Origin of the sequence: Enterobacter asburiae (assembly GCF_008080435.1) — a bacterium.
Taxonomy (GTDB): Bacteria; Pseudomonadota; Gammaproteobacteria; order Enterobacterales; family Enterobacteriaceae; genus Enterobacter; species Enterobacter asburiae_C.
The window spans coordinates 24,789-46,649 of record NZ_VRKN01000013.1; the positions used below are offsets into that span (position 1 = coordinate 24,789).

17 protein-coding genes and 3 tRNA genes are annotated in these 21,861 nt (G+C 56.1%); 13 read left to right on the forward strand and 7 right to left on the reverse strand.

All coding sequences use genetic code 11. The features are described 5' to 3' along the window. Positions 1-3: 3 nt before the first annotated feature. Genes frdC through frdA form a run of 3 tightly spaced genes read right to left on the reverse strand, consistent with a single transcriptional unit; the run spans position 4 to position 2,927 of the window. Positions 4-399: a fumarate reductase subunit FrdC gene (gene frdC / locus FU672_RS19320; protein ID WP_008502933.1), complete on the reverse strand. Its 396-nt coding sequence runs from the start codon at positions 397-399 to the stop codon at positions 4-6. A 10-nt stretch (positions 400-409) separates the two neighbouring features. Continuing rightward, on the reverse strand, positions 410-1,144 hold the full coding sequence (locus FU672_RS19325) for a succinate dehydrogenase/fumarate reductase iron-sulfur subunit (RefSeq protein WP_148244446.1): 735 nt from the start codon (positions 1,142-1,144) through the stop codon (positions 410-412). Then, positions 1,137-2,927: a fumarate reductase (quinol) flavoprotein subunit gene (gene frdA / locus FU672_RS19330; RefSeq protein ID WP_024907346.1), complete on the reverse strand. Its 1,791-nt coding sequence runs from the start codon at positions 2,925-2,927 to the stop codon at positions 1,137-1,139. The genes FU672_RS19325 and frdA overlap by 8 nt, the downstream gene beginning before the upstream one ends. A gap of 310 nt (positions 2,928-3,237) precedes the next feature. On the opposite strand from frdA, the gene epmA reads away from it, so the two are divergent. Together epmA and yjeM are read left to right on the forward strand one after the other, a co-directional pair. Continuing rightward, complete coding sequence (gene epmA, locus FU672_RS19335; RefSeq protein ID WP_148244447.1) at positions 3,238-4,215, forward strand: elongation factor P--(R)-beta-lysine ligase; 978 nt, start codon at positions 3,238-3,240, stop codon at positions 4,213-4,215. A 196-nt stretch (positions 4,216-4,411) separates the two neighbouring features. Further along, a complete protein-coding gene (yjeM, locus tag FU672_RS19340; protein ID WP_148244448.1) occupies positions 4,412-5,911 on the forward strand; it encodes a glutamate/gamma-aminobutyrate family transporter YjeM in 1,500 nt (499 codons plus the stop codon). 37 nt (positions 5,912-5,948) lie between these two features. Here the strand turns inward: yjeM and mscM are convergent, their stop codons facing one another. The 3 genes from mscM to rsgA form a co-directional block, all read right to left on the reverse strand. Next, positions 5,949-9,272, reverse strand: a complete 3,324-nt coding sequence (gene mscM / locus FU672_RS19345; RefSeq protein WP_148244449.1) for a miniconductance mechanosensitive channel MscM — start codon at positions 9,270-9,272, stop codon at positions 5,949-5,951. A 19-nt stretch (positions 9,273-9,291) separates the two neighbouring features. Then, complete coding sequence (gene asd, locus FU672_RS19350; RefSeq protein WP_148244450.1) at positions 9,292-10,260, reverse strand: archaetidylserine decarboxylase; 969 nt, start codon at positions 10,258-10,260, stop codon at positions 9,292-9,294. Positions 10,261-10,357: 97 nt separating this feature from the next. After that, entirely contained in the window at positions 10,358-11,410 is a 1,053-nt protein-coding gene (rsgA, locus tag FU672_RS19355) for a small ribosomal subunit biogenesis GTPase RsgA (RefSeq protein WP_187360833.1), read from the reverse strand. Positions 11,411-11,517: 107 nt separating this feature from the next. Between rsgA and orn the strand changes: the two genes are divergently transcribed. The 4 genes from orn to FU672_RS19375 all read left to right on the forward strand — a co-directional run bounded on the left by orn (position 11,518) and on the right by FU672_RS19375 (position 12,568). After that, complete coding sequence (gene orn / locus FU672_RS19360) at positions 11,518-12,063, forward strand: oligoribonuclease (RefSeq protein ID WP_023310130.1); 546 nt, start codon at positions 11,518-11,520, stop codon at positions 12,061-12,063. 196 nt (positions 12,064-12,259) lie between these two features. Beyond that, a tRNA-Gly gene (locus FU672_RS19365) sits at positions 12,260-12,335 on the forward strand. A gap of 45 nt (positions 12,336-12,380) precedes the next feature. After that, positions 12,381-12,456, forward strand: a tRNA-Gly gene (locus FU672_RS19370). A gap of 36 nt (positions 12,457-12,492) precedes the next feature. Continuing rightward, positions 12,493-12,568, forward strand: a tRNA-Gly gene (locus FU672_RS19375). Positions 12,569-12,838: 270 nt separating this feature from the next. Here FU672_RS19375 and queG read toward each other — a convergent pair. Then, positions 12,839-13,978, reverse strand: coding sequence for a tRNA epoxyqueuosine(34) reductase QueG (gene queG / locus FU672_RS19380; protein WP_148244452.1), 1,140 nt, complete (start codon positions 13,976-13,978; stop codon positions 12,839-12,841). On the opposite strand from queG, the gene nnr reads away from it, so the two are divergent. The 7 genes from nnr to hflX all read left to right on the forward strand — a co-directional run bounded on the left by nnr (position 13,977) and on the right by hflX (position 21,860). Beyond that, complete coding sequence (gene nnr, locus FU672_RS19385; RefSeq protein ID WP_148244453.1) at positions 13,977-15,500, forward strand: bifunctional ADP-dependent NAD(P)H-hydrate dehydratase/NAD(P)H-hydrate epimerase; 1,524 nt, start codon at positions 13,977-13,979, stop codon at positions 15,498-15,500. The two genes, queG and nnr, sit on opposite strands and share 2 nt — an antisense overlap. Next, positions 15,493-15,954, forward strand: coding sequence for a tRNA (adenosine(37)-N6)-threonylcarbamoyltransferase complex ATPase subunit type 1 TsaE (gene tsaE, locus FU672_RS19390; protein WP_008502923.1), 462 nt, complete (start codon positions 15,493-15,495; stop codon positions 15,952-15,954). The genes nnr and tsaE overlap by 8 nt, the downstream gene beginning before the upstream one ends. A 16-nt stretch (positions 15,955-15,970) precedes the next feature. Further along, positions 15,971-17,311, forward strand: a complete 1,341-nt coding sequence (gene amiB, locus FU672_RS19395) for an N-acetylmuramoyl-L-alanine amidase AmiB (protein ID WP_148244454.1) — start codon at positions 15,971-15,973, stop codon at positions 17,309-17,311. Positions 17,312-17,320: 9 nt separating this feature from the next. Further along, entirely contained in the window at positions 17,321-19,165 is a 1,845-nt protein-coding gene (mutL, locus tag FU672_RS19400) for a DNA mismatch repair endonuclease MutL (RefSeq protein ID WP_148244455.1), read from the forward strand. After that, positions 19,158-20,108 carry a tRNA (adenosine(37)-N6)-dimethylallyltransferase MiaA gene (gene miaA / locus FU672_RS19405; protein WP_148244456.1) on the forward strand — a complete coding sequence of 317 codons (951 nt, stop codon included), beginning with the start codon at positions 19,158-19,160 and terminating at the stop codon, positions 20,106-20,108. Before mutL ends, miaA begins: the two co-directional genes overlap by 8 nt. An 85-nt stretch (positions 20,109-20,193) precedes the next feature. Then, positions 20,194-20,505 carry an RNA chaperone Hfq gene (gene hfq / locus FU672_RS19410; protein ID WP_023334248.1) on the forward strand — a complete coding sequence of 104 codons (312 nt, stop codon included), beginning with the start codon at positions 20,194-20,196 and terminating at the stop codon, positions 20,503-20,505. Positions 20,506-20,579: 74 nt separating this feature from the next. Next, positions 20,580-21,860, forward strand: coding sequence for a ribosome rescue GTPase HflX (gene hflX / locus FU672_RS19415; protein ID WP_023310136.1), 1,281 nt, complete (start codon positions 20,580-20,582; stop codon positions 21,858-21,860). Position 21,861: the final 1 nt, after the last annotated feature.

The following is a 21,861-nucleotide window of genomic DNA, read 5'->3' on the forward strand; positions in this document are numbered from 1 at the left end:
TCCTTACCAGAACAGTGCGACAAACAGAATGACCACAGTGACCAGAATCGTCACTGCCCAGAGCCCTTTAATCACCGGCTCTGGCCCCATTTTCTCGCCTTTTACGATGATGTTCGCCGCTTTTGGCGCCAGCTCAAACCAGGTTTTGGTATGAAGCAGTGCGGCTGCGAGCACAATCAGGTTCAGGATCACGATGATTGGGTTTTGCAGGAAACCGACAAAGCTGGCCCAGGTTTCCGGGCCATGCTTGAGGGCAAAAACGCCGTACATCAGCTCAAGGCTGAACCAGACCGCCGGTACCGCCGTGCCTTCACGCAGCATGTAGAAGCGATAAAACGGCAGGTTTTTCCACCAGGTGGACGGCACAGGCCGCACATAGGCTTTGCGTTTAGTCGTCATCATGCACTCCTTAGCGTGGTTTCAGGGTAGCGATAAGAAAGTCTTTCGAGCTTTCCACTTTACCCTGTTGAATTGCGGCGGCCGGGTCGACGTGCTTCGGACACACTTCGGAGCAATAACCCACAAAGGTACAGCTCCAGACGCCGTTCTGGCTGTTTAGCTGCGCCATACGTTCTTTTTTACCGTGGTCTCGGCTGTCCTCGTTATAGCGGTGCGCCAGGGTAATGGCGGCCGGGCCGATGAACTCCTTGTTCAGGCCAAACTGTGGACAGGCGGCGTAGCACAGGCCGCAGTTGATGCAGCCGGAGAACTGATGGTATTTCGCCATCTGAGCCGGCGTCTGGGTATTTGGCCCCTGATCCGGCGTGCGCGGATTACCAATGATGTACGGCTTAATGGCTTCCAGGCTTTCGATAAAGTGGGTCATATCGACCACCAGATCGCGTTCAATCGGGAAGTTGCCCAGCGCTTCGACCTTAATGCCTTTGGTGTACTCGCGCAGGAAGGTCTTACAGGCCAGTTTCGGCACCTTGTTGACCATCATGCCGCAGGAGCCGCAGATTGCCATGCGGCAGGACCAGCGGTAGCTCAGGTCTGGCGCCAGGTTATCTTTGATATAGCCGAGCGCATCCAGCAGGGAGGTTTGCTCGTCATAGGGCACTTCATAGAAAGCGCTGTGCGGTGCGGCGTCCACTTCCGGATTGTAGCGCACCACTTCAACTTTTATTTTTTGCATCTCAGCCATTCGCCTTCTCCTTCTTCTCGGCGGCTTCTGCTTCTGCACCGTACACGCGTTTAGCCGGTGGCAGCGTGGTGATTTTCACGTCGCTGTAGTCCAGACGTGTGGTGCCATCCGCATCGCGCCAGGCGAGAGTGTGTTTCAGGAAATTGACGTCGTCACGTTCGGTACAGCCTTCGTCCAGACGCTGGTGGGCTCCACGCGACTCTTTACGCGCCAGCGCGGAGTGCGCCATACATTCCGCTACGTTCAGACCGTGGCCCAGCTCGATGGTGTAGAGCAGGTCGGTGTTGAATACGCTGGAGGTGTCGGTGATGCGCACGCGCTTGAAGCGCTCCTGCAGTTCCGCCAGCTTGTCGACGGTTTTTTGCATCAGCTCAGGGGTACGGTAGATACCGCAACCTTCTTCCATCGACAGGCCCATCTCGTCGCGGATCTTAGACCAGTTCTCGTTACCCTCCTGGTTCACCAGATCTTTCAGGCGTTTTTCAACGTCTGCGACCTGCGCGTCCAGCGCGGCACCGTTGGCTTCGCCTGCTGTAGCCGCTCGCTCCATCGCGCGCTCGCCCGCCATGCGGCCAAAGACGACCAGCTCTGCCAGCGAGTTAGACCCGAGACGGTTAGCGCCGTGCAGACCCACGGAGGAACATTCGCCCACGGCGAACAATCCTTTAATACGGGTTTCGCACTGCTGGTCGGTTTCGATCCCGCCCATGGTGTAGTGCGCGGTTGGGCGTACCGGAATCGGCTCTTTCACCGGGTCGACGCCGACGTAAGCTTTCGCCAGCTCGCAGATGAACGGCAGACGTTCCAGCAGTTTCTTCTCGCCCAGATGACGCAGGTCGAGATAGACCACATCGCCGCGCGGCGTGGAGATGGTGTTGCCTTTGCGCCACTCGTGCCAGAAGGCCTGAGAGACTTTGTCGCGCGGGCCGAGTTCCATGTATTTGTTCTTCGGCTCGCCGAGCGGAGTTTCCGGGCCCATGCCGTAATCCTGCAGATAACGGTAGCCGTTTTTGTTGACCAGAATACCGCCTTCGCCGCGGCAGCCTTCCGTCATCAGAATGCCGGAGCCTGGCAGGCCGGTTGGGTGGTACTGCACGAACTCCATATCGCGCAGCGGTACGCCGTGGCTGAGCGCCATGCCCATGCCGTCACCGGTGACGATGCCGCCGTTGGTGTTATAACGATAAACGCGACCCGCACCTCCCGTCGCCATCACTACCGCGTTGGCGCGGATCTGGACAAGCGTGCCTTCCATCATGTTCATCGCGACCAGACCACGCGCCTGTCCGTCATCAACCAGGATGTCGAGAACAAAATGTTCGTCAAAGCGCTGAATTTGTGGGAACTGAAGGGAGGTCTGGAACAGGGTGTGCAGCATATGGAAGCCGGTTTTATCGGCGGCGAACCAGGTGCGTTCAATCTTCATTCCGCCAAAGCGGCGAACGTTGACGCTGCCGTCCGGACGGCGGCTCCACGGACATCCCCACTGTTCAAGCTGGGTCATTTCCGTTGGACAATGATGTACAAAGTAGTCAACGACATCCTGTTCGCAAAGCCAGTCGCCCCCTGCAACCGTGTCGTGGAAATGGTATTCAAAGCTGTCATGATCCTGCGCAACGGCGGCGGACCCTCCTTCTGCTGCCACTGTGTGACTACGCATTGGATAGACTTTTGAAATCAATGCGATTTTAGCGTTGGGATTAGCTTGTGCTGCAGCAATCGCAGCACGTAATCCAGCCCCGCCAGCGCCTATTACGGCAAGATCGGCTTGAAAAGTTTGCACGACATTCCTCCAGATTTTTGTTATTTCGCAACGCGACAAACTAAAGGTAGTTCACCCGTCCAAAAGGACGATTGCGAAAGCGTTTCCACTGCTCCTTTATGGGTAAAACAGTATAACCGTGTAGATGTCAGGGAAATTTGACGTGTTCGATTTTTTTGCTGTTCTGTACGGTGATTTATCACGGAGATTGATGAATTACGTCACGTAATTGGTCACCTAAATGAAATGCGCTTTTTTACTGCGCAAAATTTGTCTCTGCCCTGGCTAACGAGTAGACTTCGTGCCCTTGTCTGAAATCGGAGAACAACTCATGAGCGAAACGGCCACCTGGCAGCCGAGCGCATCCATCCCTAATCTGTTAAAACGCGCTGCAATTATGGCGGAGATCCGCCGTTTCTTTGCCGACCGCGGAGTCCTGGAGGTGGAAACGCCATGCATGAGTCAGGCAACGGTAACGGATATTCATCTGGTCCCGTTTGAAACCCGTTTTGTTGGCCCCGGCCACTCTCAGGGCATGAATTTGTATCTGATGACCAGCCCGGAATACCACATGAAACGCCTGCTGGCGGCGGGATGTGGTCCGGTGTATCAGCTGTGCCGCAGTTTCCGTAATGAAGAGATGGGTCGTCATCACAACCCGGAATTCACTATGCTGGAGTGGTACCGCCCGCATTATGATATGTACCGCCTGATGAATGAGGTGGACGATCTGCTGCAGCAGGTCCTGGAATGCTCAGAAGCCGAAACGCTCTCCTATCAGCAGGCTTTCCAGCGCCATCTGGAAATCGATCCGCTGTCGGCGGACAAAAACCAGCTGCGCGAAGTGGCGGCAAAGCTGGATCTGAGCAACGTGGCGGATACCGAAGAGGATCGCGACACGCTGCTGCAGCTGCTGTTCACTTTTGGCGTTGAACCGCAGATTGGCAAAGATCGCCCGACGTTTGTCTATCACTTCCCGGCAAGCCAGGCCTCACTGGCGCAGATCAGTACCGAAGATCATCGTGTCGCAGAGCGTTTTGAGGTCTATTACAAAGGCATCGAGCTGGCGAACGGTTTCCACGAACTGACTGATGCCCGCGAGCAGCAGCAGCGCTTCGAGCAGGATAACCGCAAGCGCGCCGCGCGCGGTCTGCCGCAGCAGCCTATTGATGTTAATCTGCTTGAAGCATTAAAAGCAGGTCTGCCGGATTGTTCCGGCGTGGCGCTGGGTGTGGACCGTCTGGTGATGCTGGCCCTGGGCGCAGAGCAGCTTGGCGATGTGATTGCCTTTACGGTCGATCGCGCCTGAAAAAATGCCGGGTAGCGCTGTGCTTACCCGGTCTTCAACCCTGTGGCAATTTTCCTTTCCATTTCCCCGTAACAACATTTAAAACTGCCACTTTCTCTATACACGGGTCTTTTTCTTAATTTGCTCCTTATAGCCACAATATTTGTCTGGTCTTCTGCTACCATCCGCGCAGTTTAATTCCTCTTCGGATGGTTCTATGTCCCAGTCACTCAAAAAGATGACCCTCACCGGGCTCATCCTGATGATATTTACCTCAGTCTTTGGCTTTGCCAACAGCCCGTCAGCGTTCTATCTGATGGGCTACAGCGCGACGCCGTTTTATATCGTTTCTGCTCTGTTCTTCTTTATCCCGTTTGCGCTGATGATGGCGGAGATGGGCTCGGCTTACCGGAAAGAAGAGGGTGGGATCTACTCATGGATGAATAACAGCGTCGGCCCGCGTTATGCGTTTATCGGCACGTTTATGTGGTTTTCTTCCTACGTCGTCTGGATGGTCAGTACGGCGGCCAAAGTCTGGGTGCCGTTCTCAACGTTTCTTTTCGGTGCCGATAAAACGCAGGTCTGGTCTTTCGCCGGGCTGAGCTCCACGCAGGTCGTCGGAATTCTGGCGGTGTGCTGGATGGTGGTGGTCACCCTGGTGGCGTCTAAAGGCATCAACAAAATTGCCCGGATTACCGCCGTGGGCGGGATCTCGGTTATGGGATTGAATCTGGTACTGCTGCTGGTGAGCATTGCTATCCTGTGCCTGAACGGTGGTCATTTCGCGCAGGAGGTGAACTTTGCCTCCTCGCCGAATCCGAGCTACCAGTCCGGGCTCGCCATGCTCTCCTTCGTGGTGTTTGCCATCTTTGCTTACGGCGGTATTGAAGCCGTAGGCGGCCTGGTCGATAAGACGGAGAACCCGGAAAAGAACTTTGCGAAAGGCATTATTTTTGCCGCCATCGTCATTTCCATCGGCTATTCGCTGGCGATTTTCCTCTGGGGCGTCAGCACCAACTGGCAGCAGGTGCTGAGCAACAACACCACTAACCTTGGCAACATCACCTATGTGTTGATGAAAAGCCTGGGGATGACGCTGGGACAGGCGATGAACCTGAGTCCAGAGGCGGCATCGGTAATGGGGGTCTGGTTCGCGCGTATTACCGGCCTGTCGATGTTCCTGGCGTATACCGGTGCGTTCTTCACGCTGATCTACTCGCCGTTGAAAGCGATTATTCAGGGTACGCCAAAAGCGCTGTGGCCAGCACGTATGACCCAATTGAATACCGCAGGAATGCCTGCCAACGCCATGTGGATGCAGTGTCTGCTGGTGTGCGTGTTCATTCTGCTGGTGTCATTTGGCGGCGATACGGCGTCTGCGTTTTACAACAAGCTGACCCTGATGGCTAACGTGTCGATGACGCTGCCGTACCTGTTCCTGACCCTGGCGTTCCCGTTCTTTAAGGCGAAGCAGGATCTTGAACGCCCGTTTGTGATTTTTAAAACCCGTGCGGCAACGCTGCTGGCAACCACGGTGGTGGTGCTGGTGGTGGCGTTTGCCAACATCTTCACCATTATTCAGCCGGTGATTGAGGCGAACGACTGGAACAGCGCGCTGTGGATGGTTGGCGGGCCTATCTTCTTCTCGCTGCTGGCGATGGGGATTTATGAGAATTACCGTCGACGCGCGATGGCGTACGTCGCAGAAGTGGCGTAGCGGGAATATTCCCCTCCCGAAAGGGAGGGGAGAAGCGTTACAAACTTCCCGCCGGGCGTGTACGCGTCGCTGACGTCAGCGTTCTTCCCGTTTTACGCCCGTCCAGGCTTTCCAGACGCATCTGGAACGGCGGGAACGGCATATCAATACCGTGCTCGCGGAAGCCCGCCAGAATCAGCTGGTGGATCTCATGGCGCAGCGGCATACGGTGTCCCATTTCGGCGGCGTAGATACGCAGCTCGAAAATCTGGATCCCCTGCTGTAAATCCACAAGGAATACTTCCGGCGCCGGGTTGTCGATTACCAGCGAGCAGCGCTCAGCGGCGGTGTAGAGGATTTGGGTGACCTCTTCGCTGTTGGCGTCCGACGGCGCCGGTACCGTCAGCACCACACGGGTGACGGAGTCTGACAGCGACCAGTTGATGAACTGCTCGGTGATAAACGCCTTGTTTGGCACGATGATCTCTTTACGATCCCAGTCGCTGATCGTCGTCGCACGGGTGTTGATCTTCGTGATGCTGCCGGTCAGATCGCGGATCGTCACGGTATCGCCAATACGGATCGGTTTTTCGAACAGAATGATCAGGCCAGAGATGAAGTTGGCGAAGATCTCCTGTAAACCAAAACCTAACCCTACACCAAGGGCCGCCACCAGCCACTGCAGCTTCGACCACTCAATACCGATCATCGAGAAGCCAACCAGCCCGCCAAACAGCATGATCAGATATTTGGTAATGGTCGTAATTGCATATCCCGTCCCCGGGGTTAAATCCAGATGCTGCAGCAGTGCGAGCTCCAGCAGCGCCGGGAAGTTGCGCACCAGCTGCGTGGTGATGATCAGCACCAGAATGGCAATCAGTACCGCCCCTAAGGTAATCGGCTCCAGGCTTTCAACACCCTGCACCGTGGACGTCACGTCCCAGAGAGAGATGTTCTCCAGGAAGCCAAATGCGGAGTGGATCTCTGACCACAGGAAGATCACCGACAGGAGGGCAATCAGCATCAGGATGGAACGAACCAGGCGCAGGGACTGGGTGCTGATGGCATCCAGATCCAGTTCGACCTCGTCCGCTTCCGTCGTGCCTTCCGTACTGTTGACGTGGTTTGGCTCTTCCTCACCTCTCGCACGCTGGGCGAGGATCTCCGCCCGGCGATGCTTGGCTCGGTCAAACGCCAGACGGCGCCGCTGGATCAGCATCCAGCGGCGAATTACGTGGTACACCACCAGAAGCAGGAACCAGATGGCCACCGAGGTTTCCAGCCGCGCCAGCAGAGCCTGCGCGGTTGCCAGATAGCCCACCGCGGCTGCCAGCATCGCAAACAACGGCGCGCTAAGCAGCAGGTTCCAGAGCAGCCGGTTGAACATATTGTCGCCGCTGCCGGATTTATCCAGATAGAGCGGAATGCCCGCGCGTTTCAGGCTGAGCGTGACGATGGCCAGCGCCCCGCATATCAGCATAAAGCAGAGGCGGCCCAGCGAGCCTGAGAATTCCCGGTCGTTGAGATTATCGAACATGATCAACGCCATAATCAGCGGCACAATCAACCCGATGCTCATCAGGTAGTAACGCATGGCGCGCGCAACGCGATTACGCGGCCAGCCAAAGTGGGTGATAAACAGGCCATTGGGGCGCGCGAAGGTGGCGCAAATCATGACCACCCACAGCAGCGGCACCGTGGCGGTGACGCCATCGCCAATCGCTACCGCGAGCGGATAGGGCCAGGCTTCCCGCAGGCCATATCCCTGCGTCATCCACAGCACCGGTAGCGGAGAGGCGACGAGAATCGACCAGAATACGGTGCGCAACGTCAGCCAGAAGTGATCCTGGGTGACTTTCCCGACCCTGGAGCTGGAACGCTCCAGGAAACGGGTGAAATGTCTGCGCGAATAAATGCTGAAGCCCACCAGAATCAACGCCCCCAGCAGCGGGAAAATGGTCTCTTTGCTGGTGAACATCATCACGCTGGCCTGTCCCAGCTGGCTGAAGGTGTCCAGTGAAATCAGGCGGCGCAGGTCCTGGACAATCTCAATCGGCCACGAGAAGGTCATCGGACGCACGTCGGACGTCCAGAAGAGATAACGGTGCGTAGCCTCGTTCACCTCTTTTAGCGCATCTTCCAGCTGGCTATTGGATACTTTTAGCTTGGTCAGCTCCAGAATCAACGTATCCCCGCCCTGGAGCAGAGAGTTCAGCAGTTCACGCTGGGTACGCAACTGGGCTTCCAGAATGCGGTTTTGCTCGCTGGTCAGGGGCTGTCCGTCAGCCTGACGGATCTGGCGGATTTGCGGCTGCTTGTTGAGAAGATCTTCAAAATGCAGGCGCTGAACGCGCAGCTGGGCCATCTCGGTATCCAGCTGTTGCGGCTTCGGCATTTCCGGCAGGCGCGCGACCTGGGCGCGTAACGCTTCGCCGAGAAGGTTCGACGATCCCAGCCACTGTGACTGTTCGCGCAGGGTGTTGAGCGCCTGACGCACCTGCAGCGTTTGATTGGTCGCCTGACGCTGCTGGGATGCAACCAGATCCATGCGCTGCGCCTGCTGGTTCAGCGCGGCAGAAAGTTCGCGGTTGACTCTGAATTGTTCGTTGATACCGGAAGGCAGGTTTTCGCTGTTTTCAGCGAGCAGTTCTGTACTTTCCAGCGCCCGTTCGGCTTCACGCTGGCGCTGACTGTTCAACTGATTACGCAGGGCCTGAAGGTAGGCATCAAGCTGCTCGCTCTGCTTTTGCGCCAGCTCAGCGCGCATGCGTGACAGCTCCTGACGGTTGTTGGCAGAAAGTTGCGCCAGCTCGAGTTCATCAACCAGCGCTTTAAGTCGGGCGGATTCAGCCTGAATCCCAAGATTTTGCGCCTGACTTTGTGCTGAATTGCCAGACTGTGTGCCAACGCGGCGCTCAACTTCATTAAGCTGGCGGCGGGCGTCGGTTTGCTGTTGCGGAAGCTGGCTGAGCGAGTCGGCGATTTCGCGCGCGCGCTCCTGTTCTTGCTGCGCCAGGCGGCTCTTTTCCAGAAGCTGGCTGCTGACCTGGAGGATCTCCTGGTTTAGCGCATCGGAGGTTAAGCCCGCAGGAACATCGCGCGGTTCGTCACGCAGATTATTGAGCTGCGCGCGCAGCGTCTGCGAGAGTTTGGGGAAGTTGTCGATAACCTGCTGATACTGCTGAGCGCGCTCAAGAGAGCCTTTCCGCTCCTCAAGCGCGTTCAGGGCAGCCTGGAGCGACTCGACGGTCTCTGGCTGAGCGGGTTTGGCCGCTTTTGCCTGCTCCAGTTCCTGGGTTATCTGTTTGGCGTCGGGGGCTGTCGCTGCGTACGCCCCCATGCTGAGGCACCAGGCCATCAGTAGAACGATAATCGGGCGCACGTCAGCGATCCTTCTGTTGTTAGCCTTCGTCTTTTTTGTCGTCAACCAGCGGGCTGGCGTCGTGCTCGGCCTTGATCTCTTCTTCCGGCAGCGGCGCAGGCTCTGCATCTGGCGTCACGAAGGTTTCGGTTGAGACCGCCAGCGGCTGGCCCAGTTTGGTGACCGACAGGCTTTCGAGCTGTTCAGCCAGCTTCACTTTGCCCGGCGCAAACAGGTTGATCACGGTGGAGCCCAGCTTGAAGCGACCCATCTCCTGACCTTTCAGCAGGGCCACAGAACCTTCCGCTTCACCGGCAGGCCAGGTCCAGCGTTTGATCACGCCTTCGCGCGGTGGGGTGATGGTGCCGGCCCAGACGGTTTCAATGCTGCCTACGATGGTTGCACCCACCAGAATCTGTGCCATAGGGCCAAATTCAGTATCAAACAGGCAGATGACGCGCTCGTTACGGGCAAACAGGTTCGGCACGTTCTGCGCAGTCAGGTGGTTTACGGAGAACAGGTCGCCCGGGACGTAAATCATTTCACGCAGGATACCGTTACACGGCATGTGCACGCGATGGTAGTCGCGCGGTGACAGATAGGTGGTGGCAAACGTACCGTTACGGAACAGATCCGCCATCAGGTAGTTACCTGCCAGCAGCGCTTCCAGACTGTAGTTATGGCCCTTCGCCTGCAGGATTTTGTCGTCTTCGATGTTACCCAACTGGCTGATCACGCCGTCTGCCGGCATCACCAGGACGTTAGGGTCGGTGTTCAGCGGGCGCACTTCGTCACGCAGCGGGCGCACGAAGAACTCGTTGAAGGTGCGGTAGCTGGCGGTGTCCGGCTTTTGCGCCTCTTTCATGTCGACCTTGTAATATTTTACGAAAAGGTCGATGACCAGTTTGGTCAGCCAGCCCGCGCGTTTGCTTGCGCCCCAGCCCGCCAGGCGAGTGAGCCACAGTTTTGGCAGAATGTATTGAAGCGAAAGTTTAAATGCGTTTAACAAGGTAGCCTCCAGGCCATTGTTTTGTCGTTCCTGATCCGGCGTTAAGCCGCCGGAACCTGAAAAAAGGGGACGATTTTAGCGATGCTTAGCTTAGTTGTCAGTTATCAGAATCAGAAAAGTTTTTACGCGTTTTTACGTCTTCCATGCTCTCAAGAATACGGTGATAATTCTCGAAGCGGGTTTCCGCGATCTCGCCTTTCTCAACCGCTTCACGGATAGCGCAGCCTGGGTCGTTATCGTGTTTACAGTCGCGGTATTTACAAGCGCCTAAATAATCATGGAATTCGACAAATCCGTTAAAGATTTGTTCCGGCTCAAGGTGCCACAAACCGAACTCACGCACCCCCGGGGAGTCGATCACATCGCCGCCGTGCGGGAAATGATACAGACGCGAGGCGGTGGTGGTGTGCTGGCCCAGACCCGAGACGTTGGACACATCGTTAGTCAGGATCTCTTGCTGGAGGCCAAGCAGGTTGTTCAGCAGGCTCGATTTACCCACGCCGGACTGGCCCGCAAAGATGCTGATACGGTCGGTCAGCGCCTCTTCTAACGGTTTAAGGCCATCTTTGGTGTGGCTGGAGACCATCAGCACGCGATAGCCGATCTTACGGTAGATATCCATCTGCTCATTCACGAAGGCCATACCGTCGTCATCCAGCAGATCGATTTTGTTCAATACGATGATCGGTTCCACCTGCAGCGTTTCGCAGGCGACAAGGTATCGGTCGATAATGTTGAGCGAAAGCTCAGGTAAAATCGCCGAAACAATGACGATCTGGTTAATGTTGGCGGCAATCGGTTTCACGCCATCGTAGAAATCCGGGCGGGTGAGCACCGACGTGCGTTCATGCACGGCTTCAACGATGCCTTTAACCGTGACCCCTTCAGCGGCCGCTTTTCCCGGACGCCAGACCACGCGATCGCCGGTAACCAGTGAACGGATGGTGCGACGGATATTGCAACGGTGAATATCCCCGTCGGCGGATTCGACATCGGCATGCATACCGAAACGGCTGATGACTACGCCTTCAGTCGCTTCACCAAACAGGTTGTCGTCATAATCCGGCTTCTCCGAAGTGGTTTTAAGACGGCGCTGGTGGTTGGCGTTTACGCGGCGCTGCTGCCCTTTGGAGAGTTTATTTTTACTCAATCGCGCTGGCTCCTGGTCGCCCGTAAGGGGCAAAACCTCTATGATACACTCTAATTAATACTAGTTAACCTGCTACTGCCGGTTATGCGAGAAGGGTGGAAAATAACATGAGCGCGGATGAAAACAACCTGATTTGGATCGATCTCGAAATGACCGGGCTGGATCCCGAGCGCGATCGCATCATTGAAATTGCAACTCTGGTGACGGACGCCAACCTGAATATCCTTGCTGAAGGGCCAACGATTGCGGTGCATCAGTCCGATGACCAGCTGGCTTTGATGGATGAATGGAACGTGCGCACCCACACCGGCAGTGGCCTGGTGGAGCGCGTGAAGGCCAGCACATTCGGCGACCGTGAGGCTGAGCTGGCGACGCTTGAGTTCCTGAAACAGTGGGTTCCGGCAGGCAAATCGCCAATCTGTGGGAATAGCATCGGCCAGGATCGCCGCTTCCTGTTTAAGTACATGCCGGAGCTGGAGTCTTACTTCCACTACCGCTATCTGGATGTCAGCACCCTGAAAGAGCTGGCGCGTCGCTGGAAGCCTGAAATCCTCGACGGCTTTAAAAAGCAGGGTACCCACCAGGCGATGGACGATATCCGTGAGTCCGTGGCGGAGCTTTCCTACTACCGCGAAAACTTTATTAAGCTGTGATTTTGAGATCCGGTGCCTTGCGCGGCCGGGTTTTTGTCGTTAAATTGTTCAGCTTGCCGATTAAATAAGCATTTGAACTGAATTTCGAAAAAATCGCTTTAAGGGGGGTTGCAGCTAAAAGGATTTCTCGTATAATGCGCCTCCCGTAACGACAGAGAATTACACGTTACGACAGCAACAAAAGCAGTGCAGATTTGCGGGAATAGCTCAGTTGGTAGAGCACGACCTTGCCAAGGTCGGGGTCGCGAGTTCGAGTCTCGTTTCCCGCTCCAAAATTTGAAAGTATCTCAGGATACGCACAGCACCAGAACACCCAAGCGGGAATAGCTCAGTTGGTAGAGCACGACCTTGCCAAGGTCGGGGTCGCGAGTTCGAGTCTCGTTTCCCGCTCCAAAATTTGAAAGTGCTTCCACAGCACAGACTGCCCAAGCGGGAATAGCTCAGTTGGTAGAGCACGACCTTGCCAAGGTCGGGGTCGCGAGTTCGAGTCTCGTTTCCCGCTCCAAATTCTTCTTCATCTCTAAAATATCCACAGCGAAAAGATTCGTTGGGGACGTTTTCTATTGTCGCTGAAATACTCTTGTGAACAGAGTTATCCACAGAAACTGTGCTTGCCCGGAACAGGATGAAAACTTAGCAGGGTGAATAGTATCTCTGTAATTAATTGTATTTTATAAATAAAATATGATTTCAAAATGTTATTGAGATCACTTGACCTCTTCTCCAGCCCAGATGGCGCTTGAGTTTGTAATTTTATTCACAGGCTGTGAATAGTTCAGGCATCCCGCGTAAGCCCTTTTTCAATCACCCGCACCAGACGCTGTTTCTTCGGTAGCTGCACCTCGATCGCACAGGCATTACGCTTCTCAATTTGCTGCGCAATCGCCCATTCTATGTGTTCATCAAGAAGTGGGTGCTCACCTCTACGGCTTTCAAGCGCCCGCACATTCGCTTCATCCCACGGGGCATTCCCCAGCGCAACGGCAACATTACGCAGCCAGCGCAGATGACCGATGCGGCGAATGGCCGAACCTTCCGTCACTTTCAGGAACCAGGCTTCGGTCCAGGCGAATAACTCAATGAGCTGTGGCGCATGCAGCGCCTTACGCGGGCTGAAATCCTCTTCGTCCGTGAGCTGCGAATAGCGGTTCCACGGGCAGATCAACTGACAGTCGTCGCAGCCGTATATGCGGTTGCCGATAAGCGGTCGAAATTCCTCTGGAATGGCCCCTTCCAGTTCGATAGTGAGGTAGGAGATGCAGCGGCGCGCATCAACGGTGTAAGGCTCGACGATGGCACCCGTCGGGCAGATGGTCATGCAGGCCACGCAGCGACCACAGCCTTCCTCTACCGGGCCGTCTACCGGCAGCGGTAAATCAATCAGCAGTTCACCCAGGAAGAAGAACGATCCGGCGTCGCGGCTCAGGATAAGTGAGTGCTTACCTGTCCAGCCAAGCCCGGCTTTTTCGGCGATCGGGCGCTCAAGAATAGGCGCAGAATCGACAAAGGGTCTAAAATTCAGCGAAACACAGTGCTGCTGAATAGTTTCCCCGAGTTTTTTTAAACGGTTACGCAAGAGCTTATGGTAATCACGTCCCAGGGCGTACCGGCTGACGTAACCCAAAGAGGGATTTTTTAGCGTGCGCGCAAAGGCCGCGTTGGCGGGCAGATAGTTCATGCGCACGCTGATGACGCGTAATGTGCCCGGCAAAAGCTCGTGAGGACGGGCGCGCATCATGCCATGACGCGCCATCCATTCCATTTCGCCGTGGTATTGTTTGTCCAGCCAGGCCTGCAGTTTTGGCTCGCTGGCGGAAAGGTCGGTATCGGTAATGCCCACCTTCTGGAAGCCAAGCTCAGCACCCCACTGTTTTATTTTTTGCGCTAATTCATTGAGATCGAGGGGCTGTGACATGACGGACCATACGGTGAAGAAAAACCCCGCAAGTATACCACATTCCATCTGGCATGCGGATGACCTCCGGCGCGCCGAAAAAGAGGCTGCAGACAGCCTCGGGATTACCCTTTATGAACTGATGCAGCGTGCAGGTGAGGCGGCGTTTAACGTTGCCCGCAGCGCGTACCCGCAGGCCGCCCACTGGCTGATTCTGTGCGGTTACGGCAATAATGGCGGCGACGGCTACGTCGTCGCCCGTCTCGCGGTTGCGGCAGGTATCCGCGTGACGTTGCTGGCCCAGGAGAGTGATAAACCGCTGCCGGAAGAGGCCGACGCGGCGCGGGAGGCATGGCTTAACGCAGGCGGTGTGATTCATGCGCCTGATATCGTCTGGCCAGAGGAGGTGGATCTGATTGTTGATGGTCTGCTGGGTACCGGGCTACGCAGTGCGCCTCGTGAGAACATTGCCGCGCTTATTGAACACGCTAACAGCCATTCCGCGCCGGTTGTCGCTCTGGATATTCCCTCAGGCCTCATCGCACAAACCGGCGCGACGCCGGGGGCGGTCATTCAGGCTGCACATACTGTGACCTTCATCGCCCTCAAGCCGGGGTTACTGACCGGTAAAGCGCGAGACGTCGTTGGCGTGCTGCACCACAATGCTCTGGGGCTGGAGAGCTGGCTGGCCGGGCAGGAAATGCGCATAGCGCGTTTTGATGCGTCGCAGCTTGCTGCGTGGCTCCCGCCGCGCCGGCCGACGTCCCATAAGGGCGATCACGGCAGGCTGGTGATTATTGGCGGCGATCACGGTACGGCAGGTGCGATTCGCATGACCGGCGAAGCGGCTCTGCGCAGCGGTGCCGGGTTAGTGCGAGTACTCACTCGCATTGAGAATATTGCGCCGATCATTACAGCCCGACCGGAGCTGATGGTCCATGAGCTTACGCCCCAGACGCTTGAAGAAAGCCTCGAATGGGCGGATGTGGTGGTGATTGGACCCGGCCTTGGGCAGCAGGCATGGGGTAAACAGGCCCTGCAAAAGGTCGAGAATTTTCGTAAACCGATGCTGTGGGATGCCGACGCGCTTAACCTTCTGGCAATAAACCCGGATAAGCGTCACAATCGCATTCTGACGCCACACCCCGGCGAAGCCGCGCGACTGCTTAACTGCAGCGTGGCAGAAATTGAAAGCGATCGCTTACTTTCTGCTCAGCGTCTGGTAAAACGTTACGGAGGTGTTGCTGTTTTGAAAGGGGCAGGAACCATTGTCGCCAGTGACGAGACGCAGGGTATTATTGATGCCGGAAATGCGGGCATGGCAAGCGGCGGCATGGGCGATGTGCTTTCCGGCATCATTGGCGCATTGCTTGGACAGAAACTTCCCCTTTATGATGCAGCCTGCGCGGGCTGCGTGGCCCACGGTGTCGCGGCGGATAAACTGGCTGCGCGTTACGGTACACGCGGTATGCTGGCCACCGATCTTTTTTGCACGCTGCGGCGTGTTGTTAACCCGGATGTGATTGACGTAGAAAATGACTAATCGAGCGATTCCTTTACCTGATGAACAAGCCACTTTAGATCTTGGCAAGCGCGTGGCGCAGGCCTGTCAGGGGGCAACCGTCATTTATCTGTATGGTGATTTAGGTGCGGGTAAAACCACCTTCAGCCGGGGTTTTTTGCAGGCGTTAGGGCATAACGGGAATGTGAAAAGCCCAACCTACACGCTGGTAGAACCGTACACCCTTGAAAATCTCATGGTGTACCACTTCGATTTATACCGCCTTGCGGATCCTGAGGAGCTGGAATTTATGGGGATCCGTGATTATTTTGCCAACGACGCCATTTGCCTGGTGGAGTGGCCGCAACAAGGTGCGGGTGTGCTGCCTGACCCGGATGTCGAAATTCACTTAGATTACCAGGCACAAGGGCGTGAGGCACGCATCAGTGCTGTTTCCTCATCAGGTAGTTCCTTACTGGCGCGTCTGGCCGGTTAAGCGTAGGGATGACGGGATGATAAATCGCGTTAAAGGTTGGTTGTTGGCTGCCACCGTGCTGCTGTGCGCGCAGGCCGGGGCGGCAAACCTCTCAGATATTCAGGTATCAAACGGCGAAAGCCAGGCCCGGATCACGTTCAGCTTTATGGGCGATCCTGAATATGCGTTTTCACAGCCAGATAGCCACAGCGTGGCACTGGATATCAAACAAACAGGCGTGATACAGGGGTTACCGCTGCGGTTCAGCGGTAACAATCTGGTGAAAAGTATCCGTTCGGGAACGCCCCAGGATAGCCAGTCGTTACGCCTGGTGGTCGATCTGACCGAAAAGGGCAAAACGAAGGCGGTGAAGCAGCAAAACGGGGCGAACTATACGGTGGTCTTTACCATCAATGCCGACGCACCGCCTCCGCCTCCACCGCCGCCGGTCGTTGCGAAGCGCGTGGAAGAACCGGTTTATACGCCGCGTCCTTCTGAACCTGCGCGTAATCCGTTTAAATCGCAGAACGACCGCATTACCGCGGCAACCAGCAGCAATACGGTGACGCGTCCGGCGGCCAGCGCGCGACGCGCGACGGTCAGCGGTGACAAAGTGATTATCGCCATTGATGCGGGCCACGGCGGGGAAGATCCGGGGGCGATTGGCCCTGGCGGCACGCGAGAGAAAAACGTGACTATCGCTATCGCGCGTAAACTGCGTTCGCTACTCAATGACGACCCTATGTTTAAAGGCGTGTTGACCCGCGACGGGGATTACTTTATCTCCGTAATGGGACGCTCGGACGTGGCGCGTAAGCAAAACGCAAACTTCCTGGTCTCCATTCATGCGGACGCCGCACCGAATCGTAGCGCCACCGGCGCCTCGGTTTGGGTGCTGTCGAACCGTCGCGCCAACAGCGAAATGGCCAACTGGCTGGAAGAGCATGAGAAGCAGTCTGAACTGTTAGGCGGCGCGGGCGATGTGCTGGCGAATAGCCAGTCCGATCCGTACCTCAGCCAGGCGGTGCTGGATTTACAGTTCGGTCATTCTCAGCGCGTCGGGTATGATGTCGCCACTAACGTATTGAACCAGCTGCAAAGCATTGGTGTGTTGCATAAGCGCCGTCCGGAACATGCCAGCCTCGGCGTTCTGCGCTCGCCGGATATCCCGTCCATCCTTGTAGAGACGGGCTTTATCAGTAACAACGGTGAAGAGCGTCTGTTGGGAAGCGACAGCTACCAGCAGCAAATTGCCGAAGCGATTTATAACGGTTTGCGTAAATACTTTGATGCCCATCCGCTGCAGTCCGCGCCACAAAGCGGCGCTGCCCAGACGGCCAGTGCAGCGCTACCGGGTGAGATGACCGCGACCAACTAAGGAGAATTCATGCCGATTCAGGTTCTACCGCCGCAGCTCGCGAACCAAATCGCCGCCGGTGAGGTGGTGGAACGCCCTGCGTCGGTGGTGAAGGAGCTGGTGGAAAACAGCCTCGATGCGGGCGCAACCCGCATCGATATTGATATCGAACGCGGTGGCGCGAAGCTAATCCGCATTCGCGACAACGGCTGCGGCATTAAAAAAGAGGAGCTGGCGCTGGCGCTGGCCCGTCACGCCACCAGTAAAATTGCCTCTCTGGATGACCTGGAAGCGATTATTAGCCTCGGTTTTCGCGGTGAAGCGCTGGCCAGTATCAGCTCGGTTTCGCGCTTAACGCTGACCTCCCGTACCGCTGAACAGCAGGAAGCCTGGCAGGCTTACGCCGAAGGGCGCGATATGGATGTGACGGTCAAACCCGCGGCGCACCCTGTCGGCACGACGCTGGAAGTCCTGGATCTGTTCTACAACACCCCCGCCCGACGCAAGTTTATGCGTACCGAGAAGACCGAGTTCGGCCATATCGACGAGATCATTCGCCGTATCGCGCTGGCCCGCTTCGATGTCACCATCAACCTCAGCCACAACGGCAAGGTGATGCGCCAGTACCGCGCGGTGGCAGAAGGTGGACAAAAAGAGCGTCGTTTGGGGGCGATCTGCGGTACGCCGTTTCTGGAACAGGCACTGGCCATTGAGTGGCAGCACGGCGATCTGGCTCTGCGCGGCTGGGTTGCCGATCCAAACGCGAGCAGTGCTGCGTTCTCTGAAATTCAGTATTGCTACGTAAACGGCCGCATGATGCGCGACCGTCTCATCAATCACGCGATTCGCCAGGCCTGCGAAGACAAACTCGGGGCCGATCAGCAGCCTGCTTTCGTCCTTTATCTGGAAATCGACCCCCATCAGGTGGATGTGAACGTCCATCCCGCCAAGCATGAGGTGCGGTTCCACCAGTCGCGTCTGGTTCACGACTTCATTTATCAGGGGGTGGCCGCCGTGCTGCAGCAGCAGGCAGAGCCAACGCTGCCGCTGGAGAACGACGCCCCTGCACCGCGTCCGCTGCCGGAAAACCGTGTAGCGGCAGGGCGCAACCATTTTGCGGAGCCTGCCGTCGCGCGTGAACCGGAAGCCCCGCGTTTTTCCCCGGCAGGGAGCGCACCGCGTCCGACGGGCGCGAACTACCCGAATGCTCAGCCAGGCTATCAGAAGCAGCAGGGCGCGTTGTACCGCAAGCTGCTGGAAACGCCAGCCGTGGAGCGTAAAGAGCACATTCCGGCCGCTCAGCCTTCTCTGGACGGCCATAGCCAGAGTTTTGGCCGGGTGCTGACGATTATCGCGCCGGATATGGCACTGCTTGAACGTGACGGCAAATTGATGCTTCTGGCGTTGCCGGTCGCCGAACGCTGGCTCAAGCAGGTGCAGCTCACGCCAGGCGAAAATGCAGCCTGTGCGCAGCCGTTGTTAATTCCGGTTCGCCTGAAAATATCCCTTGATGAAACAAGGGTATTGCAGCGCGCAGAGCCGCAGCTGGCGCAAATGGGTATTGAAACTGTGCTCGAACCACAACATGTGACAATTCGTGCAGTGCCTTTACCCTTACGCCAACAAAATTTACAAAACTTGATTCCTGAACTGATAGGCTACCTGGCGCAGCAAACATCGTTTGATGCCGCCAACACCGCGCAGTGGATCGCCCGCCATCTGGCAAGTGAACATACGCCGTGGAGCATGGCGCAGGCCATTAGCGTGCTGGCGGAGGTGGAACGCCTCTGTCCGCATCTGGTGAAAACGCCGCCGGGTGGGTTATTACAACCTGTTGATTTACAAACGGCGATGAACGCCCTGAAACATGATTGACGCAAGTAAGGCGAGCCTGCCTAAGGCAATTTTTTTAATGGGCCCAACGGCCTCCGGCAAAACGGCGCTAGCCATTGAGTTGCGTAAAGTTTTGCCTGTAGAGTTGATTAGCGTCGACTCCGCCCTCATCTACCGGGGGATGGACATCGGCACGGCGAAGCCTGACGCAGAAGAGTTGCGTGCGGCACCGCACCGTTTGCTGGATATTCTCGACCCGGCTCAGGCGTACTCCGCAGCGGATTTCCGCCGGGATGCCTTAGCCGAGATGGCCGAGATAACGGCGGCGGGACGTATACCGCTGTTGGTTGGCGGAACCATGCTCTATTTCAAGGCGTTGCTGGAGGGGTTGTCACCTCTGCCATCCGCGGATCCGGAAATAAGAGCGAAAATTGAGCAGCAGGCGGCAGAGCAGGGTTGGGACGTTTTGCATCAGCAACTGGCGGACATTGACCCGGTTGCTGCAGCGCGGATCCATCCAAATGATCCGCAAAGGCTTTCCCGGGCACTGGAAGTTTTTTTCATTTCGGGTAAAACTTTAACGGAACTGACGCAAACGTCAGGAGACGCTCTGCCGTATCAGGTGCATCAGTTCGCCATCGCCCCGGCGAGCCGTGAACTGCTCCATCAGCGAATTGAGCAGCGTTTTCATCAGATGTTAGCTTCAGATTTTGAAGCAGAAGTGCGGGCGCTATTTGCCCGTGGAGATTTGCATACGGACATGCCTTCCATTCGTTGTGTGGGATACCGCCAGATGTGGTCGTATCTTGAAGGTGAAATTTCATACGATGAAATGGTTTATAGAGGTGTTTGCGCCACGAGACAGTTAGCGAAGCGCCAGATCACCTGGTTGCGCGGTTGGGACGGCGTTCACTGGTTAGACAGTGAAAAACCGCAACAGGCGTTAAACGAAGTGATTGAGGTTGTTGGTGATATCGCTCACTGAATGTGTACAATTGAGACGTATCGTGCGCAATTTTTCAGAATCGCAAGGTTCTAAGTACAAAACAAGCATATAAGGAAAAGATAGAATGGCTAAGGGGCAATCTTTACAAGATCCGTTCCTGAACGCATTGCGTCGGGAACGTGTTCCAGTTTCTATTTATTTGGTGAATGGTATTAAGCTGCAAGGTCAGATTGAGTCTTTCGATCAGTTTGTGATTCTGTTGAAAAACACGGTCAGTCAGATGGTCTACAAGCACGCTATTTCTACTGTTGTTCCGTCCCGTCCGGTATCTCATCACAGCAATAACGCTGGCGGCGGCACTGGTAGTAATTACCATCATGGCAGCAGCGCGCAGGGTTCTTCAACACCGGCGCAGGACAGCGACGAGACCGAATAAGGTTTCGCACTGTTATCCACACGGGGAGCCAGGGATCCTGCGTTCCCCGCTGATCTTTTTAGAGAGGTTTACGCTTGTTTGACCGTTATGATGCCGGTGAGCAGGCGGTGCTGGTACACATCTATTTTTCGCAAGACAAAGATATGGAAGACCTCCAGGAGTTTGAATCTCTGGTCTCTTCCGCCGGTGTCGAAGCAATGCAGGTGATTACCGGTAGCCGTAAAGCGCCGCACCCAAAGTATTTTGTTGGTGAAGGTAAAGCAGTCGAAATTGCGGATGCCGTAAAAGCAACCGGCGCGTCAGTCGTGTTGTTTGATCATGCGCTGTCTCCAGCCCAGGAGCGCAACCTGGAAGCCCTTTGCGAATGCCGTGTTATCGATCGCACGGGTTTGATTTTGGATATTTTTGCTCAGCGTGCACGTACCCACGAAGGGAAACTGCAGGTTGAGCTGGCGCAGCTGCGCCATCTGGCAACGCGTCTGGTGCGTGGCTGGACACACCTTGAAAGACAAAAAGGCGGGATTGGTTTGCGCGGCCCGGGTGAAACCCAGCTTGAAACCGACCGTCGTTTGCTGCGTGGCCGAATTACCCAGATCCTCTCACGTCTGGAACGTGTAGAGAAACAGCGTGAACAGGGACGTCGGGCGCGAACCAAAGCCGATATCCCGACGGTGTCGCTGGTGGGCTATACCAACGCCGGTAAATCCACCCTGTTTAACCAGATAACCGAGGCCCAGGTTTATGCCGCAGACCAGTTGTTTGCGACCCTGGACCCTACGCTGCGCCGTATTGACGTTGCAGACGTCGGTGAAACGGTGCTGGCGGATACCGTAGGGTTTATCCGCCATCTGCCGCATGACCTGGTGGCGGCGTTTAAAGCCACCCTGCAGGAGACGCGACAGGCGACTTTGCTGCTGCACGTGATTGATGCAGCAGACGTGCGCGTGCAGGAGAACATCGACGCGGTGAACGTGGTGCTCGAAGAGATCGACGCCCACGAGATCCCAACGCTGTTGGTCATGAACAAGATCGATATGCTGGACGATTTCGAACCGCGTATCGACAGAGATGAAGAAAACAAACCGATTCGGGTCTGGCTATCCGCCCAGACCGGTATTGGTGTGCCACTGCTTTTCCAGGCTTTGACAGAACGTCTTTCCGGTGAGGTAGCTCAGCACACGCTGCGACTGCCGCCACAGGAAGGCAGGCTGCGCAGCCGGTTTTATCAGCTTCAGGCGATAGAAAAAGAGTGGATGGAGGATGACGGCAGCGTGGGGATGCAGGTGCGTATGCCGATCGTTGACTGGCGTCGCCTCTGTAAACAAGAACCTGCGCTGGTCGACTATATCGTCTGAT

Bases quoted from the DNA above. Each gene is read 5' to 3' on its own strand.
- frdC (WP_008502933.1), bottom strand. From the start codon at position 399: ATGACGACTAAACGCAAAGCCTATGTGCGGCCTGTGCCGTCCACCTGG.
- FU672_RS19325 (WP_148244446.1), bottom strand. From the start codon at position 1,144: ATGGCTGAGATGCAAAAAATAAAAGTTGAAGTGGTGCGCTACAATCCG.
- epmA (WP_148244447.1), top strand. From the start codon at position 3,238: ATGAGCGAAACGGCCACCTGGCAGCCGAGCGCATCCATCCCTAATCTG.
- yjeM (WP_148244448.1), top strand. From the start codon at position 4,412: ATGTCCCAGTCACTCAAAAAGATGACCCTCACCGGGCTCATCCTGATG.
- orn (WP_023310130.1), top strand. From the start codon at position 11,518: ATGAGCGCGGATGAAAACAACCTGATTTGGATCGATCTCGAAATGACC.
- nnr (WP_148244453.1), top strand. From the start codon at position 13,977: ATGACGGACCATACGGTGAAGAAAAACCCCGCAAGTATACCACATTCC.
- queG (WP_148244452.1), bottom strand. From the start codon at position 13,978: ATGTCACAGCCCCTCGATCTCAATGAATTAGCGCAAAAAATAAAACAG.
- tsaE (WP_008502923.1), top strand. From the start codon at position 15,493: ATGACTAATCGAGCGATTCCTTTACCTGATGAACAAGCCACTTTAGAT.
- amiB (WP_148244454.1), top strand. From the start codon at position 15,971: ATGATAAATCGCGTTAAAGGTTGGTTGTTGGCTGCCACCGTGCTGCTG.
- mutL (WP_148244455.1), top strand. From the start codon at position 17,321: ATGCCGATTCAGGTTCTACCGCCGCAGCTCGCGAACCAAATCGCCGCC.
- miaA (WP_148244456.1), top strand. From the start codon at position 19,158: ATGATTGACGCAAGTAAGGCGAGCCTGCCTAAGGCAATTTTTTTAATG.
- hfq (WP_023334248.1), top strand. From the start codon at position 20,194: ATGGCTAAGGGGCAATCTTTACAAGATCCGTTCCTGAACGCATTGCGT.